The sequence below is a fragment of the Qipengyuania atrilutea genome (genome assembly GCF_013370205.1).
GTDB classification, from domain to species: Bacteria; Pseudomonadota; Alphaproteobacteria; order Sphingomonadales; family Sphingomonadaceae; genus Actirhodobacter; species Actirhodobacter atriluteus.
Window position 1 is genome coordinate 484,228 of sequence record NZ_JABWGV010000002.1, and the last position, 13,755, is coordinate 497,982.

Below are 13,755 nucleotides of genomic sequence, written 5' to 3' on the forward strand. Positions count from 1 at the left end.
GCGCACCGAAGTGCACCTAGACCAGGCCTAGCCGCGCTCCTCGAGCCATTCGAGTAGCGCCGCAAGGCAATCGCGCGCCAGCATCTTGCTCCGCTCGGGCGACCAACCCTGATCGGGGTCGGGCAGGTCGTCATTATCCTTGAACGGCATCTCGAGCGTCATCGATGTCGCCTTGAACCGGTGCGCGACCTGCGTCGTGCTCATCGACAGGTTGGCCTCGCCCGGCTTCGACACCGCATAGCCCTTCGCCGACTGGAAATCGGGCGTCCGCCGCTCGAGGATTGAACGGTAGCGGGTGAAGCCCTCGAGGTGCTCGTCCGTCAGGTCGGGAATGCCTTCGTAGCCTGCAAGGAAGACCGCCGCGATCGCTTCGTCGCCGTGGACGTCCATTGCGAAATCGACGCCGGTTTCATCCATCTTGTTGCGGATCGCGAGAACTTCCGGCGAGCGTTCCGCCGTCGGTTCGTTCCATTCGCGGTTGAGGTTCGCGCCGCAGGCGTTGGTGCGAAGATGTCCGCGCCGCGAGCCGTCGGGGTTGCAGTTCGGCACGATATGGAAGGTGCAGCGCTGCCGCAGCGCCCGCGCCATGGAATCGGCCGGATCGGTCAGCGCTTCGAGTGCGCCTTCCATCCACCATTCGGCCATGCTCTCGCCCGGATGCTGGCGGCCGTAGAGCCACACCTGCTTGCTCCCTTCGCCGAGCCGCAGGTAATCGAGCGGCTGCCCGTCCAGCGTCTCGCCGATCCGCTCGTAAGTCACGCCTTCGCTGGCTGCGGCTTCCGCGACAAGGTCGTGATGCCGCTCCATCGAATAGGGCGCAAAATAGGCGAACCACGCGATGTCACCGACCGGGGTGTAGCGGATGGTGAGCGTCCCCCCATCCGCGCTGTCGTCGAATTCGGACGCGGCGCGCGCCCAGTAGGCACGGTCCTCGCTGACGCAGGAATTGTAGTTCGGCCAGCCCTTCACATAGGCGGAATCGTTCAGGCCGGTTATCTTTAGCTCGACCTCGCGCCCTTCTGCGCCACTGACCCGGAAGTGATACCACTGCCTGAATTCGGACGCGTTGTCCTTGCGCAGCGCCAGTTTGGCCGTTGCTCCGTCTACGGAAAGAACTTCGATGTTGCCGCTGTCGAAAGCGGCATCAATGTTAATATCGGTCAATCAATCTACCTCGACTTCGATCGTTTCGCCGCTGCGTCCAGGGAAGTTGCGGAACAGCGCATCGGCTACAGTCTGGGCATTTGCGTCCTGCCTCGCAAGGTCGGATTTCTCCGATACGACGAACTGAGCGCGGCCTTCCCACAGGTTGGTCTGGCTGCCGACCGGCTTGATCGCAACAGCGAGTTCGGTGCCGATTTCGCGGCCCCTGCCTCCGCCGAGATTGATGCCGACACCGAGGCCCACGCCCGAGCCGTAAGTGCCCGTACTGCCGCCGACGCCAACGCTCACCGGACCGCGGCGTCCTTCGGCGCGGTCGTAGTCGAAGCGATCGACGCTGACTTCGGCGATCTGGCCCGCCTCGGCTCGGGAGGTTTCGCGGTAGCCGAGCGCTTCGAGCTCGCGAGCCACCGCCGCCTTGTAAGGGGCCGCCGCCAGTTCCGACATGCCGGACATCGGCCGGCTGTCGATGAAGATCGTGCCTTGGCCGAGCTGGGCCGCGCGCGTCTCGTCGACGAAACGGGTGACTTCCACCGGGCCGGGCGCGGGAATGCTGGCACAAGCGCCGATCGACAGTGCAGCGGCGGCCATGATTGCGGTTCTGGTTATGGGCATCGGGATATCTCTCCTTCGCGCTTAAGGCAGCGCCTTTAGTCGGAACCGCCGAGCGCCTTGGCCTGTTCCGAGCATTCTCGCGCAGAAACAGCGCTTTCCTTCTCGAAGGTTTAATACAATGCTGCTAGCCGCCCGGATATGAACGATACCTCTCGCGCAATCGAAAAATGCCCCGTCCTCGTCACCGGCGGCGCAGGCTATATCGGCAGTCATGCGGTCCTCGCGCTTAAGGATGCAGGCTGGGACGTCGCCGTCATCGACAATCTTTCGACCGGCTTCACCTTCGCCATTTCGGACGGCGTCCCGCTCTACGAGGGCGATATCGCGGACGGCGAACTTATCGCGCGCATCATTGCCGAGCAGAACATCGGCGCGGTGATGCATTTCGCAGGCTCGATCGTGGTCCCGGAATCGGTCGAAAAGCCGCTCTATTATTACGAGAACAACACGGTGAAGAGCCGGGCACTGATCGAAGCGGCGGTGAAGGGCGGGGTGAAACATTTCATCTTCTCCTCGACCGCCGCGACTTACGGTCTGCCCACGGTGGAGCGCGTGACCGAGGAGACGCCGACGCAGCCGATCAATCCGTACGGATGGTCCAAGCTGATGACCGAGCAGATGCTGAAGGATACGTCCGCCGCGCACGCCATGAACCACTGCGCGCTCAGATATTTCAACGTCGCCGGCGCGGACCCCGAAGCGCGCACCGGCCAGTCGACCGCGGGCGCGACGCATCTCATCAAGGTCGCCTGCGAGGCGGCGCTGGGCAAGCGCGACAGCGTCGCCGTCTACGGCACCGATTACGATACGCGCGATGGCACCGGCGTGCGCGACTACATCCACGTCAGCGACCTTGCCGCGGCGCATGTTCTCGCGCTGGAAGAACTGATCGCGAGCCCCGACACTTCGCTCACCATGAACTGCGGCTACGGGCGCGGCTTCTCCGTGCTCGAAGTGCTCGATTCGGTGGACCGCGTGACCAACCGCACGATCGAGCGGAAGTTTCAGGACCGGCGTGCCGGCGATTCGGGTGAGCTCGTGTCCGACCCCTCGCGGATCAACGAAACCCTGCCGTGGCAGCCGAAATACGCGGATCTTGACACGATCATCGGCCATGCGCTGAACTGGGAGCGCAAGCTGGGTACGATCAGGGGCGAGGCGTAGGCGCGCAGCGGCGGCTTCGCGCTTGACAGGGTGCACCCGCCTGCCTAACCGCTCGCCCTTGCATTTACGGGATCGGAGCACCACTTCAGGTGCTCTTCTTTTATATAGACAATTCCATTCAGGGCATCGAACCATGAAAATCCGCAACAGCCTCAAGTCGCTGAAGAACCGCCACCGCGATTGCCGCGTCATTCGCCGCCGCGGCCGGACCTATGTCATCAACAAGACGAACCGCCGCTTCAAGGCTCGCCAGGGCTGAAGCATTCGCGCGGGGACCTTATCCCCGGCGCAACAGGTTACGCGGATCGGCCCGCCTCCCATACCGGAGCGCGGGCCGTTCGCTTGTCTGAAGAGGGAAAAGCGATGACGGAACAAAGCGGCGAAGTCGAAGCGGTCGTGTTCGACGTGGGGCGCGTGATCATCCAGTGGGACCTGCGCCACCTGTTCGCGAAGCTGATCGACGACGAGGACAAGCTCGACCGCTTCCTTGGCGAAGTCGTGACCGAGGAATGGCATTTTCAGCACGATGCGGGCCGTCCGCTCGCCGACATGGTGGCGGAGCGTTCGGCGCAATATCCGGACGATGCCCATCTGATCGAGGCCTATGCCGCGCGTTTTCTCGACACCATTCCCGGCCCCGTACCCGGCACGCCCGAACTGATCGACCGGCTGGCTGCGAACGACGTCCCGCTCTACGCGATCACCAATTTCGGCGCCGAGTTCTGGGAGCGTTTCCATCCGACCATGTCGGTGCTGGGCCATTTCCGCGACATCGTCGTGTCGGGACGCGAGAAGCTGGTGAAGCCAGGCCGCGAGATCTTCGATCTGGCGCAGCGCCGCTTCGGCCATCCGGTCGAGGCCATGCTGTTCATCGACGACAACGCGGCCAACATCGCCGCCGCCGATGCGCTTGGCTGGCAGACGCATCATTTCACCGAGGCGGCCGTTCTGGAACGGGACCTTGCGGCGCGCGGTCTGATCTGAGCGCCTATTGCGGCGAACCGCTATCCCGCTAGGATGCGCGGCGGAGAAACGAAGCATGGGTGAACTAAGAGAACCGCTGCGCGCGCTGACCGCGCACGGCCTGCCGGAAGCGCTGGAGGTGATGGGCGAACGCTGGTCGTTCATGATCCTGCGCGCCAGCTTCAACGGCATCCAGCATTTCGAGGATTTCCTGAGCGAGCTCGGAATAGCCCGCAACATCCTGTCCAACCGGCTCGGCAAGCTGGTCGATCACGGCATTCTCGACCGGCGTCCGTGTCCGAACGATCGCCGCCGGGTCGAATACCGGCTGACGGAAAAGGGCCGCGACCTGTTTCCCGCGCTGCTTGCACTGCTGCAATGGGGCCAGAAATACGGACCGGAGCGCGACGTCGATCTGGTGCTGGTCGATACGCAGGACCGGCGGCCCGTGGGGCCGGTGTCGATGCTGTCGCACGACGGGCGGGTGCTGTCGATCCGCGACCTCGAACTGGTGCGAAGCGCTGATGTCGCGGACAGCGATGCCGCGGTCGAGGCGGCGGAGTAGGCTCGATCTCGGGAGATAGCGGCGATGACGGCGGACAGGAACGGACTCCGGACGGGCGCTACATCATCGTCCGCGGACGTTTATGGCGAGCGAGCAATCCGAACCTTCCCGAAGACGAGCGGCAACGGCTGGTGAACGAATTGATGGGCGCGCGCCGCGCCGTGCGCGATGCGGAAGACGGCTCGGAGGCGATGAAGGAGGCGCGGGGGCGGGTCCACGCGGCGAAGGTAGCGCTAGGCGAGCGCGGTCCGGTCTGGTGGGACGACGGCGCTCCGGACTACAACCGGAAGATGGTCAAGAATACGCCTTATGGGAATGACGGCTAACGACCCCTAAGCGGACATGGACAGATTAGACGCAATCACCAAAACTCGGTGGGCCATTTTTGGCTAGAAGCGCATCGACCGCCCTATCGAGTTCACCTGCGTCTGCCGACTTGAAACCATCGTAGCTCTCAGCAGCGTCGCCTTCGCAGATATAACGGCGGTCCTCACTGTTAAGGTTCTGACCTTCCTTGAATTTCTCAAGGACAGCTGGGTCTCCGCCTGTGTTGCGGACTATGTAGTCGTCGAACCTCTTAGAGTAGCTTGCAATCCTCGCTTGAAACTCTGGGTCTTCGCCTGCGCGGCATTGTTGCTCCGTCTTCTCTACAAAATAGATGAAGGTCCCAAGGCATAGAACGCCCCGTCCAGGCACTTCGTTCGTCGGCGCGGCTGATATCAGCTTAATGGAAGATAGGGTCAGTATAGCAATACGCGGATAAGTTCGTGTGTCGATCATAGATGGATACTTTAAGAAGGTTGCCAGAATGTCCGCTTTCCACCCCAATTCCAGACCTTACCCCCGCGGCGCTTGCCGCCGGTAGCTTAGCGCCTCGGCGATGTGGATGCGGCCGACCTGCTCTGCTCCGGCGAGGTCCGCGATCGTGCGCGCGACCCTCAGCATGCGGGTGTAGCCGCGCGCGGACAGGCGCATCGCTTCCGCCGCCTGGATCAGCAGCCTCTGACCCGCTTCGTCGGGCGTCGCATAAGTGTCGAGCGCGTCGCCGCTCAGTTCGGCATTGGTGCGCGCGCCCGTTTCCTCGCGCCGCATGGTCTGCACCGCCCGCGCGTTCGCGACCCGCTCCGCCACCGCGGCCGAGGGTTCGGACTGGTAGGGCTTGGCGAGATCGGCGGCGCTGACTGGGTCGACTTCGACGTGAAGGTCGATTCGGTCGAGCAGCGGGCCGGACACCTTGCTTTGGTAATCGGCGGCGCATTTGGGCGCGCGGCTGCAGGCGAGCGCCGGATCGCCGAGATGTCCGCAGCGGCACGGGTTCATCGCCGCGACGAGCTGCACGCAACCTGTTTTACACGTAAACTAAATTACGGACCTCGCTTCCTTGGTGGTCAGCCCAAATGGCCGTCCTGTTTCAAGCGCTCTATCAGTTGCGCGTATGACCACGTGGCTAGTTCGCCTTGGCCTGCGATTGCAGCAGCCGTATTTTTAGAAGGATGGCTCCGCCCTAGCTGAAAGCCTAGGCCGTCAACTGAACCGCCGAGTTCCTCAACCAAGGCTTTGAGACGCTTATTGCGGAGATGGCCTACCTCCCGTGTCACAAACAGAATGACTGCGGCTACCGCGCCGGAGATTATAGCAATCTCCCGTGCCTGCGGAACGAAAAGGGCTACGCAGGAGGACATTATCGTGAGCGCGAAGGCTATTCGACTAAGTCCATTCACGCGGCGGTTCCTTTTCATTTTAGATGGTTCGGCCATCAGGTGCTTTGTCAGCAGATTTCCTATTTGAAAAACACGGGCCGAGGACAGCTTACAAAGGGAGGGTGATTTGCCGGGGATCAGGAAGGACCTCAGATGCCCCAGAAACGCCTAAAATGGTTTCAGCTACCTCGCGCGCAGCATCTTCACGAAGGCCCTGCCAAGGGCTTGCAAGCCCGCTGAGCGCCCATTGAGGTGCGGCGAGGAGTGCTTGTGCAAGAGCGGTCGAATCGGGCTGGGTCATGGCGCGAGGATAATCGGAACGAATGGGGAACGGCAAGTGGCTTGTCGCAGAAAGCGATGGCCCCACGAGTGGGCCATGCCGTTAGAGCTGTTCGTATAGGTCCGCTAACCGCTGCCCTAGAATTTGCGCGAACCAGTGATGGGGATCGAGGCTGAGCAGCGCCACGATGTCCTGCCGAATGATTTCAATTTCCTCTTCCACCGACATCAAAGACCCTCGAACAGGCCATCGTCACATGCGGTCAGAGGAGGCTTTTCCAGCTGCACCGCTGCCGCTTGTGCGCCAATCGTGAAACGGTCGCGCTCGAAGTTCTGAGCGGCGTGTTTGGTCGCCTTGATCTTCTGGGTAGCGTTGAGCGCCGGACCATCGACCCAAGCGCAGTCGCTGGCAGCATGGAGGTGAACCTGATGGGTCATTGCGCTGGTGCCCTTGGCGGTGAAGCGGCGGCATCCGTGAGCCTTCATTTCCTCCAGGAGGACATAGACAAGACGCGCATAGCGATCCTTGCTCACCGTTTCGTGGAGTGGAATGATTACCGCTAGGGTTCGTTGTCCATATCGTTCCTGGCAATCCAGTAGCCAGTAACCAACCTGTAGCCTGTCTGCCGCTGCCGAGATGTGGGCCACCTCTTCAACTAGGTGCCGAGCGTCGATCCTATAATCCAAGATGATCGCGCTGCTCTTGCGCCAAGTTGCTCCATTCATTTCCCCATCTTCATAGATGCCAAAGCTGAGAGCCTTTGCAGGTCGCTTACTGGCGTTGAAGTCCTGAACGAGGAGGTTGATGTCGTCAGCCCCACTATGGCCTTGTCCGATCTGGTGTTCGTCTCGCTTAGTATATCCGTCCCGGTGTTGATTGAAGCGGGTCAGTGTCGTTGTCATGTTGCAGTCTCCTAATGGGGTAGCCGGATGCCTGCTTGCCGACGCCAGCCTTGTTACGGAGTTGCAGGTCAGGGGCGGAAAAATAGCGTGTCTCGTTCATGCTCATATTTATTGCCCCTCTTCGTTTTGCTGGGTTTCGATAGGCTCCTCGGGTTCTGGTTCGGCTGGGACTGGGCGTCGGCAGAAATTACCTTGATGACGCTGCCTGCGCCGGGAATGTCTGAGCGTTTGACGTATGCGCGCTTGGTGCTGGGTACGACTTCGATCAGCTGCGCCAGGTACGGGTTCATTCGCACCATGCGCGCAATCTCGTTAAAGACGATGGACGCCTGTTCGCGAGTGTTGGCCGCTAGGATGACCTCGCCATTGAGTTCAGCGACAGGTCCAATCGTGTGGGCGAGCGCGATAACACTGGCGAGCGTGGACTTGCCGATCTTCCTGGCACCGCTGAGAATGCCCGTTCGGACGGGTCGGCTTCCGTCCTCGTTCTCGCGATAGATGTCGCGGATGAAGGCTTGTTGGAAGTCGCGAACGACGAATGGCTTGCCAGCGTCGGCGCCGATTGTGATCGGCAGCTTGGCAATGAACTCAATTACTGATTGGGCAGTGGACACCCGGTATTTACCGCGTGCCCTGTGGCGCCTTCTTTAGGGACTAAAGAGCCTGATGCTTAAAGGTAGGGTAGCGAGAAAGGCTGTCGGTTAGCGGTAGGGGAATGGGGGGTGCCCCCTTTCCCAATACCCTCCCACCGCTCCACCGCATCACCCTCTTCACATCATCACCACTCCACCGCATCACCGAAGGATTGAGAAATAAACCAATATCTATAGGATGTTAGAAGCCGTGGGAGTTTGAAATATGCGAACTCAGTATCTGAGTTCGCATATCAAAGGTAACTCCCGCGACCGAATACGCTATTTTGGAGGCTGCTTGGATTGAAATTGCCTGCCGTATGCACTTGAGTTTTTTTGCGTGAGGTGAGATAAGGCTCCATCGTTAGTCCCCGTGTGTCCTGGCTTCCAAACCCAGGTGGATCACGAAAGCGACCCGATCAGCGGTGGCGGGCGTGGCGGCGAAGCGAAGGGGGCGAGGTCCAATCTCGTCCCCGAAATACATACACGTTCCTGGTGTCCAAAGCCAGGTTCGATCTCTTTCGGGCCGGCGTCCAAAACCGGCCCACCCTTAAGGATTACAACGATGGCAAAAACACGAAGCATTCTAAAGCGGCAGTTGGACGCGAGGGCTAAGATATGGCCCGATGTCACAAACAGAATGCTTTGGGATCGCAACGAGCGTGATGGGTTTTCTACCCTGCCGCGCACAATGCCGCTCATCATGAATATCATGGACGGCTTGTCCAACAAGGGATTCCCCGTAGGCCAGACCTACCTCGAGCTTTGGTGCCGCCTTTACGACGAGTTATTCCTGACCTTGAACCGACCGGAGGAGATGGCCTTCTATGCTGGTTTCACAGGCCAGCGGGCAGTTCGCACATGGAAGGACCGGGTAAAGCGCCTAGCTGATTTGGGCTTCATAGATTTGAAGTCAGGGCCATTGGGCGAGATGTCCTATGCTATCTTTTTCAATCCATATCACGTGATCAAGCGCGCCTATCTAAAGGGATTGGTCCAAGAGGACAAATATCGAGCGTTGGTTATCCGATCTAACGAGATTGGAGCCTTTGATCTCGACGATATTGACGACGCCGGTGACCTTGTTGACCCGGATGATGACGACCAGGAAGATGAGGAAGAAAAGAAGCCCGCGAGGCGAAAAATAAAGCGTCCTAGCAAGCGTTCTGCGACTAACAAGGCTAGCGCTTAGATCATCTTCGCACAAAAAGCTGAATTTCTTTAGAGGCTAAAGAAACGTAGTAGGCCGAGGAATTTCCTGTCGGTCCACGCTACGTATGTGACCGGAAGGTCGAGAAGCCGCTCAATCTCTCGGAGTATTATCGTGCATCTCATTTACTACGATGAAGTGAAGTTCGATCCGCCGAAACAGACTTCGTATTGGCTGGGCGGCATATGTGTGCCGCATGAGCTGGTGCCGGAGATCGAAGCTCAGATCAGTGCAATCGCGGAGCGAGCGTTTGGTTCTGCGGTGCTGAGTAAGGAAACCGAGATACACGGAATTGAGCTTTGCCGGGGAAACGGTAACTTCAAAGGCCGAGACTTTGGTGAACGACTGGAATTATTAAAGGACCTGCTTGCAATCGTCGCTCGCGAGGAGGTTATGCTGATCCGTGTCAAGGTAAATCCGGAGAACATCACTCACGCGAATGATTCACCTGCGGATATTGCGTTCATGTTTTTTGTCGAAAAGGCAGATGAGCTGCTCCGCGCCAAATCATCTCTCGGTATGCTGTTCGGAGATTACGACGAGCCTGCAATTGGTACATCGGTCGCGAACCTCTCGGAGTTCCGACAAGGAAGTACTCGTTGGGCACGGGGAAAAGGTATTGGGAATTTGATCGATACCGTTCACTTCGCCAAATCCCATCATAGCAGAATGATCCAGCTAGCGGATGTTCATCTTTACGCGAGCCAGTTTATGTGGGGCGATAACAGCAGTGGATGGCGGAAAGCGATAGCCGAGATAATAAGTGATAGCCGATCGCTTGGTCCAACGAAGTACAAGGATTGGCCACAGGAAGCGCGCTGGTACAGATAGACACGACCGGCGCCCTGGGGGCTGGCACGGGCTACGCCGCTGCGCTGCCGGTCGTTAGCATAACATGGCCGCATTGAGCGTTTTGTCAATGGCGGGTCACGACCTAGCGAGTAAGGAATGGATTGCTTGATTGACCAGCATCGTCGCTCTTTAGGTTGGAGCGATCAACAGGGCTAAGGCCTAGTCGCGCACCAAGGGTCACGAGTTTGCCAGCAGCTTCATTCCTGATCTTTACCCAAGGACTGACGACCGGCTGGCCCTGGGATCCCATGACGACAGCGCCGCCTTTCGTGATTTCCCTGACAGCTTCCTCGTGGGCAGCAACTTGCTCCGCGTATGCTGCAAGCAGATATTGGTCAGTGGTCTTGAATACGCCAGTGGGCATTGCCCCCGACAGCTGGACGAAGATGGGTTTCGCCGCTGCGCTGATGTTCGCGGATAGGACAAGATAGAGGTCGGCCACTTCCGGCTCGCTCACGATCGGTCTGTTGCCAGGATTACCGGCCAGTTTCTTGATTGCGGAGGGTTTGGCTTGTCGTCCCATGTTTCTCGAAAAAAGGCGAGGATTTCGCAGGATTGTCTAAAGTGCTAGGGGCGCTGCTATACAGGTGTCTCCACCTAGCGATCGGACTACCCCTCCCCTTGGGGTGTGGGTTGGCTGTGAAGGAGCCTGATAGTTAGGACCAACCCACATTCTATTTAGTCCTCAGATGTTCTGTGAGGGGCCAGAGGCGTTCGCCGGATGCTTGGGGTCTATGGGATAGCCTTGGGCGTCGAAGGCGCTGCTGAAGCCCTGTACTTCGTCACGTTGCTTGTGCCCGCTGTGGCAATTGTCGCATAGGCTTTGCCAGTTCTCGAAATCCCAGAATAGGTCCGTATTGCCTCGATGCGGAGTGATGTGATCCACGACTGTGGCTGGCTTGATGCGGTCGAGTGCTTGGCACATGACGCAGAGGGGATGGGCGGTCAGGTGCTCCAGTCGTGCTTTGCGCCAGCGTCGGTTGTTGTAGAGGTGGTGGTAGGATTTGGCCTCATCGCTTCTTAGCTGGGCCAGTCTGCTTTTGCTTATAGGCATGGGGATGCTGTGCCGTTGATAGCATCGCCACCTGGTAGACCAGGGAGGGGGCGAGTTATCTCCTGCTTGTAGCCATTGAAGTAGTCGAGAAGGGACTGGCTGATCCCTTGCAGTCCTCGGTCCATTTGTTCTGCGTCAGTGATACCGTGGAGGTTCACGAGGCTATAGATCAGAAACTCTTGCGCCTGGTTGCTCGTGGGGATGTTTGCTTCCCCGTTCTGCATCGCGAACAACCTGCGGAAACGATCAGCTGATTGCTTGAAGGCATTGCGGCTCTTACGGCGTTTGGTATTGCCCAGAGCTTCAATGCGGACTAGTTCCTCGTTGAGGACAGTGCGGACGTTCTCGATTGTGATACCTGCTGTAGTGTTCATGCAGGTATTTAGAGGAACAGAATATCAGTTGGATTGGAGCTGCCTCCCTTGATGATGGGGGTTCTCGTCTATGAACTGCCGGGCTAGTTGATAGTCGCCATCAGGGCATATCACGAACCGAGTGGCGGAGAACATCTGGAGGCTGTTGTAAAGGTCCATGTTAGTAGGTTCGCTATGGATTGGGATACCCTGATCCATCGCGTCAAGAATGCGTTTAGGGTGATTTTCCTGTGCTTCCCACTTCTGCCTGAGAGCCGCCACCCCACCAATATCGATCCCGCCCTTCAGCATCTCTGCGACGACCATCTGATCGAACTCGTTTCGGAGTTTTTGATAGTGAGCCTCCAAGTCGGCTCGGATTGATGGGCACCAGGCGCAAAGGAGGAGGTCCTTGGACAGTGGAAGATAAACCTCAACTCCGAGAACACCGAGACCAAGCCCCCAGAAGAGATCATTTTCGTCGCTTTTAGCCTTCGTCTTGTTTAGAACGATGGGGTTATCACCGAGATAGAAAGACCTGTTGGGCGCGGCTGCTGCGAGAAGAAAGGTCTTCTGACTTAGTATTGCGGTGAAATCCTTAAGGCTCCTTCGCATGAAATCAGCGTGTCGCACCTTCAATTCCTCGTCGGTGTTCTCCGGTAGTTCATCTGTTACATCGTGACCCATCTTCTCGAACTTGGTTCGGACCATGGCATCCAATTGCTTGAACGTCTCCCGTTGCCCCTTTGTACGCGTGAGTTGAAACGCCATAAAGAATGCGAGGTTGATCCGCTCTTCCATTGTTCCTCGAAGCCTGCGGTTCTCGACAACATCTCTATAGGTTGGGAGGACTTGCTCCTCGATCCGGCAAACGGCTGGTTCAAAGCTGGCTACGTGATCGTCATCAATCACAAACTCGTTGAACCGGCGCTCACTCATTACGCCGTGTATGTTTGGCGAGAAGGTCTTGCCAGATAGCTTGTCGATAACGCTGACTTGTTCCTTGTCCGTGTCGGTCAAGAAATTGCGGAGCATGAATTTGCTTACGTAGTGTTGGTTCTGCGCGCCTTGCTGTTTCATGGCTTTAGAATAGCGGAGGGCCAATTTCCTGCATAGCGCGGGGGATAACTATCTCGTGACCAACGAAGAACGCATTGCCCGCTATGAGGAATTGAAGGCCCAAGGAGCCAGTTTGGCGCAGCTCAAGGAGGTCTGTCAGCTGGATCGCAGCGTTGCGGCTAGGCAACCCAAGAAGAAGCGGGGCAAGTATATTCTGACCTTGACCATTGAGCAGGCCCAGAAGGCTATGAAGGCCGACTTGAAGGCAGGCATTCCCGTTAATGGCTGGCCTGTCTAAACCTGCGTTCCTGTAGGCCCAACCCGGCAATGTCCTCGCCTCCGGCATTTCAGGCAGCGCAGTCGGGTTTCCAGCTTTTCGATCTGATGTCCGATCCCGCGCTGGGCTAAGGCATCCCATGTCTGCCGCGCCGGTAGGATGGCCACTCTCCCGCAGGCACATTCCACCCGTATATTGAGGCCCTGACCTACGTAGTCGCTGAGGCTATCGAGGCGTTTGCTTCCCATCCCGCGTATGTGGAACAGGAAGAGAACAGATGGCAAGGGTGTTGCAGTGGATAGCCTTGTGGAAAGCGCGGTGATTAGATCAAGGCCAGCTTCAATAGAACGGCTGTCGTACGGTTTGACAGGACGACAACGAGATGATCGGCATTGGCGTAGGTGGCGACGTAATGGTTCGCTCGACCATTCGCTGCCAGCCATTGCGCGATCCGGTCAGGTAGCATCAGGAATTCGGTCGCCCGCTTTTCTGACATGTTCGGCGCGGCGAAACGTGCCTTGTAGAGCAACGGGCGATCCGTCGCGGTCGTAGGTTGCATGATACGGGCCTCCTCGTAGGCTGACCCGTCTAGTTATCCCGTGGCGTTGGCGCGCTCCCATGCGTCCAAGCGGTCGAGGAAGCTGCCGCAAAGCCCATCGCTGTAAGTGTCGAGCAGCTGGGCGCACATTTCAGCAAGTAGGGCCAACTCAGGATCGCGGGGTGGCAGAGGGATAGCTTGCTCGATTGCTTTGCCGATACCTCGCAGGCTTGCTTGATCGGCTGGGCGCTTGGGGAAGGGAATGACGTTTCCTGACATCTTGGTCCTCTTTGTAGGCCGCGCATCGCTAACTGCGCTGGTCCTCTCGTGTAGCCGTTGAGTGGTCCTTACTAGTGGAGATTGCGCTGGTCTCTTTAGGAGTCCGAACCGTTGCTCATCTGCGATAGCAAACTGCTCGTTTCCAGAAATC

The 13,755-nt window shown here is 58.4% G+C and carries 20 protein-coding genes and 1 pseudogene; 8 read left to right on the forward strand and 13 right to left on the reverse strand.

The genetic code is table 11. The features are described from left to right. Nucleotides 1–27: 27 nt before the first annotated feature. Both HUV48_RS07290 and HUV48_RS07295 read right to left on the reverse strand, forming a co-directional pair. Complete coding sequence (locus HUV48_RS07290; protein WP_176267122.1) at nt 28–1,164, reverse strand: M14 family metallopeptidase; 1,137 nt, start codon at nt 1,162–1,164, stop codon at nt 28–30. Next, nucleotides 1,165–1,776, reverse strand: a complete 612-nt coding sequence (locus tag HUV48_RS07295; protein ID WP_176267123.1) for a DUF4136 domain-containing protein — start codon at nt 1,774–1,776, stop codon at nt 1,165–1,167. Nucleotides 1,777–1,914: 138 nt separating this feature from the next. Between HUV48_RS07295 and galE the strand changes: the two genes are divergently transcribed. The 5 genes from galE to HUV48_RS14220 all read left to right on the forward strand — a co-directional run bounded on the left by galE (nt 1,915) and on the right by HUV48_RS14220 (nt 4,794). Beyond that, a complete protein-coding gene (gene galE, locus HUV48_RS07300; RefSeq protein WP_176267124.1) occupies nt 1,915–2,940 on the forward strand; it encodes a UDP-glucose 4-epimerase GalE in 1,026 nt (341 codons plus the stop codon). Between the two features lie 133 nt (nt 2,941–3,073). After that, the gene (ykgO, locus tag HUV48_RS07305; protein WP_007165381.1) at nt 3,074–3,199 is read left to right on the forward strand and encodes a type B 50S ribosomal protein L36; all 126 of its coding nucleotides are present in this window, start codon (nt 3,074–3,076) and stop codon (nt 3,197–3,199) included. A gap of 104 nt (nt 3,200–3,303) precedes the next feature. Next, entirely contained in the window at nt 3,304–3,924 is a 621-nt protein-coding gene (locus HUV48_RS07310; RefSeq protein ID WP_176267125.1) for an HAD-IA family hydrolase, read from the forward strand. A gap of 55 nt (nt 3,925–3,979) precedes the next feature. After that, nucleotides 3,980–4,468 carry a winged helix-turn-helix transcriptional regulator gene (locus tag HUV48_RS07315; protein WP_176267126.1) on the forward strand — a complete coding sequence of 163 codons (489 nt, stop codon included), beginning with the start codon at nt 3,980–3,982 and terminating at the stop codon, nt 4,466–4,468. Between the two features lie 131 nt (nt 4,469–4,599). After that, nucleotides 4,600–4,794 carry a hypothetical protein gene (locus HUV48_RS14220; RefSeq protein WP_318656065.1) on the forward strand — a complete coding sequence of 65 codons (195 nt, stop codon included), beginning with the start codon at nt 4,600–4,602 and terminating at the stop codon, nt 4,792–4,794. Nucleotides 4,795–4,819: 25 nt separating this feature from the next. Here HUV48_RS14220 and HUV48_RS07325 read toward each other — a convergent pair whose 3' ends face one another. The 5 genes and pseudogenes from HUV48_RS07325 to HUV48_RS07345 form a co-directional block, all read right to left on the reverse strand. Beyond that, on the reverse strand, nt 4,820–5,248 hold the full coding sequence (locus tag HUV48_RS07325) for a hypothetical protein (protein WP_176267127.1): 429 nt from the start codon (nt 5,246–5,248) through the stop codon (nt 4,820–4,822). 57 nt (nt 5,249–5,305) lie between these two features. Continuing rightward, nucleotides 5,306–5,806 (reverse strand): annotated as a pseudogene (locus HUV48_RS07330) (magnesium chelatase subunit ChlI family protein); the annotation flags it as partial. 471 nt (nt 5,807–6,277) lie between these two features. Continuing rightward, nucleotides 6,278–6,469: a DUF6771 family protein gene (locus HUV48_RS07335; RefSeq protein WP_176267128.1), complete on the reverse strand. Its 192-nt coding sequence runs from the start codon at nt 6,467–6,469 to the stop codon at nt 6,278–6,280. 206 nt (nt 6,470–6,675) lie between these two features. Continuing rightward, nucleotides 6,676–7,350 carry a hypothetical protein gene (locus tag HUV48_RS07340; protein WP_176267129.1) on the reverse strand — a complete coding sequence of 225 codons (675 nt, stop codon included), beginning with the start codon at nt 7,348–7,350 and terminating at the stop codon, nt 6,676–6,678. Nucleotides 7,351–7,418: 68 nt separating this feature from the next. Continuing rightward, nucleotides 7,419–7,964 carry a terminase large subunit domain-containing protein gene (locus tag HUV48_RS07345; protein WP_176267130.1) on the reverse strand — a complete coding sequence of 182 codons (546 nt, stop codon included), beginning with the start codon at nt 7,962–7,964 and terminating at the stop codon, nt 7,419–7,421. 583 nt (nt 7,965–8,547) lie between these two features. Between HUV48_RS07345 and HUV48_RS07350 the strand changes: the two genes are divergently transcribed. Together HUV48_RS07350 and HUV48_RS07355 are read left to right on the forward strand one after the other, a co-directional pair. Next, a complete protein-coding gene (locus tag HUV48_RS07350; protein WP_176267131.1) occupies nt 8,548–9,174 on the forward strand; it encodes a hypothetical protein in 627 nt (208 codons plus the stop codon). 132 nt (nt 9,175–9,306) lie between these two features. Beyond that, complete coding sequence (locus HUV48_RS07355; protein WP_176267132.1) at nt 9,307–10,023, forward strand: DUF3800 domain-containing protein; 717 nt, start codon at nt 9,307–9,309, stop codon at nt 10,021–10,023. A 103-nt stretch (nt 10,024–10,126) separates the two neighbouring features. Here the strand turns inward: HUV48_RS07355 and HUV48_RS07360 are convergent, their stop codons facing one another. The 4 genes from HUV48_RS07360 to HUV48_RS07375 all read right to left on the reverse strand — a co-directional run bounded on the left by HUV48_RS07360 (nt 10,127) and on the right by HUV48_RS07375 (nt 12,531). Beyond that, entirely contained in the window at nt 10,127–10,567 is a 441-nt protein-coding gene (locus HUV48_RS07360; RefSeq protein WP_176267133.1) for a P27 family phage terminase small subunit, read from the reverse strand. A gap of 162 nt (nt 10,568–10,729) precedes the next feature. After that, nucleotides 10,730–11,098: an HNH endonuclease gene (locus tag HUV48_RS07365; protein WP_176267134.1), complete on the reverse strand. Its 369-nt coding sequence runs from the start codon at nt 11,096–11,098 to the stop codon at nt 10,730–10,732. Then, a complete protein-coding gene (locus tag HUV48_RS07370; protein ID WP_176267135.1) occupies nt 11,089–11,472 on the reverse strand; it encodes a hypothetical protein in 384 nt (127 codons plus the stop codon). Before HUV48_RS07370 ends, HUV48_RS07365 begins: the two co-directional genes overlap by 10 nt. A 24-nt stretch (nt 11,473–11,496) precedes the next feature. Then, nucleotides 11,497–12,531, reverse strand: a complete 1,035-nt coding sequence (locus tag HUV48_RS07375; protein ID WP_176267136.1) for a DUF4238 domain-containing protein — start codon at nt 12,529–12,531, stop codon at nt 11,497–11,499. 55 nt (nt 12,532–12,586) lie between these two features. On the opposite strand from HUV48_RS07375, the gene HUV48_RS07380 reads away from it, so the two are divergent. After that, nucleotides 12,587–12,808: a hypothetical protein gene (locus HUV48_RS07380; protein WP_176267137.1), complete on the forward strand. Its 222-nt coding sequence runs from the start codon at nt 12,587–12,589 to the stop codon at nt 12,806–12,808. Between the two features lie 301 nt (nt 12,809–13,109). On the opposite strand, the gene HUV48_RS07385 is transcribed toward HUV48_RS07380, so the two are convergent. Both HUV48_RS07385 and HUV48_RS07390 read right to left on the reverse strand, forming a co-directional pair. Next, on the reverse strand, nt 13,110–13,346 hold the full coding sequence (locus HUV48_RS07385; RefSeq protein ID WP_176267138.1) for a hypothetical protein: 237 nt from the start codon (nt 13,344–13,346) through the stop codon (nt 13,110–13,112). A gap of 33 nt (nt 13,347–13,379) precedes the next feature. After that, nucleotides 13,380–13,604: a hypothetical protein gene (locus HUV48_RS07390; RefSeq protein WP_176267139.1), complete on the reverse strand. Its 225-nt coding sequence runs from the start codon at nt 13,602–13,604 to the stop codon at nt 13,380–13,382. Nucleotides 13,605–13,755 lie beyond the last annotated feature (151 nt).

Excerpts from the sequence above, each read along its gene's own strand:
- HUV48_RS07295 (WP_176267123.1), bottom strand. The coding sequence starts at position 1,776 with ATGCCCATAACCAGAACCGCAATCATGGCCGCCGCTGCACTGTCGATC.
- galE (WP_176267124.1), top strand. The coding sequence starts at position 1,915 with ATGAACGATACCTCTCGCGCAATCGAAAAATGCCCCGTCCTCGTCACC.
- ykgO (WP_007165381.1), top strand. The coding sequence starts at position 3,074 with ATGAAAATCCGCAACAGCCTCAAGTCGCTGAAGAACCGCCACCGCGAT.
- HUV48_RS07310 (WP_176267125.1), top strand. The coding sequence starts at position 3,304 with ATGACGGAACAAAGCGGCGAAGTCGAAGCGGTCGTGTTCGACGTGGGG.
- HUV48_RS07315 (WP_176267126.1), top strand. The coding sequence starts at position 3,980 with ATGGGTGAACTAAGAGAACCGCTGCGCGCGCTGACCGCGCACGGCCTG.
- HUV48_RS07325 (WP_176267127.1), bottom strand. The coding sequence starts at position 5,248 with ATGATCGACACACGAACTTATCCGCGTATTGCTATACTGACCCTATCT.
- HUV48_RS07335 (WP_176267128.1), bottom strand. The coding sequence starts at position 6,469 with ATGACCCAGCCCGATTCGACCGCTCTTGCACAAGCACTCCTCGCCGCA.
- HUV48_RS07340 (WP_176267129.1), bottom strand. The coding sequence starts at position 7,350 with ATGACAACGACACTGACCCGCTTCAATCAACACCGGGACGGATATACT.
- HUV48_RS07350 (WP_176267131.1), top strand. The coding sequence starts at position 8,548 with ATGGCAAAAACACGAAGCATTCTAAAGCGGCAGTTGGACGCGAGGGCT.
- HUV48_RS07360 (WP_176267133.1), bottom strand. The coding sequence starts at position 10,567 with ATGGGACGACAAGCCAAACCCTCCGCAATCAAGAAACTGGCCGGTAAT.
- HUV48_RS07365 (WP_176267134.1), bottom strand. The coding sequence starts at position 11,098 with ATGCCTATAAGCAAAAGCAGACTGGCCCAGCTAAGAAGCGATGAGGCC.
- HUV48_RS07370 (WP_176267135.1), bottom strand. The coding sequence starts at position 11,472 with ATGAACACTACAGCAGGTATCACAATCGAGAACGTCCGCACTGTCCTC.
- HUV48_RS07375 (WP_176267136.1), bottom strand. The coding sequence starts at position 12,531 with ATGAAACAGCAAGGCGCGCAGAACCAACACTACGTAAGCAAATTCATG.
- HUV48_RS07385 (WP_176267138.1), bottom strand. The coding sequence starts at position 13,346 with ATGCAACCTACGACCGCGACGGATCGCCCGTTGCTCTACAAGGCACGT.
- HUV48_RS07390 (WP_176267139.1), bottom strand. The coding sequence starts at position 13,604 with ATGTCAGGAAACGTCATTCCCTTCCCCAAGCGCCCAGCCGATCAAGCA.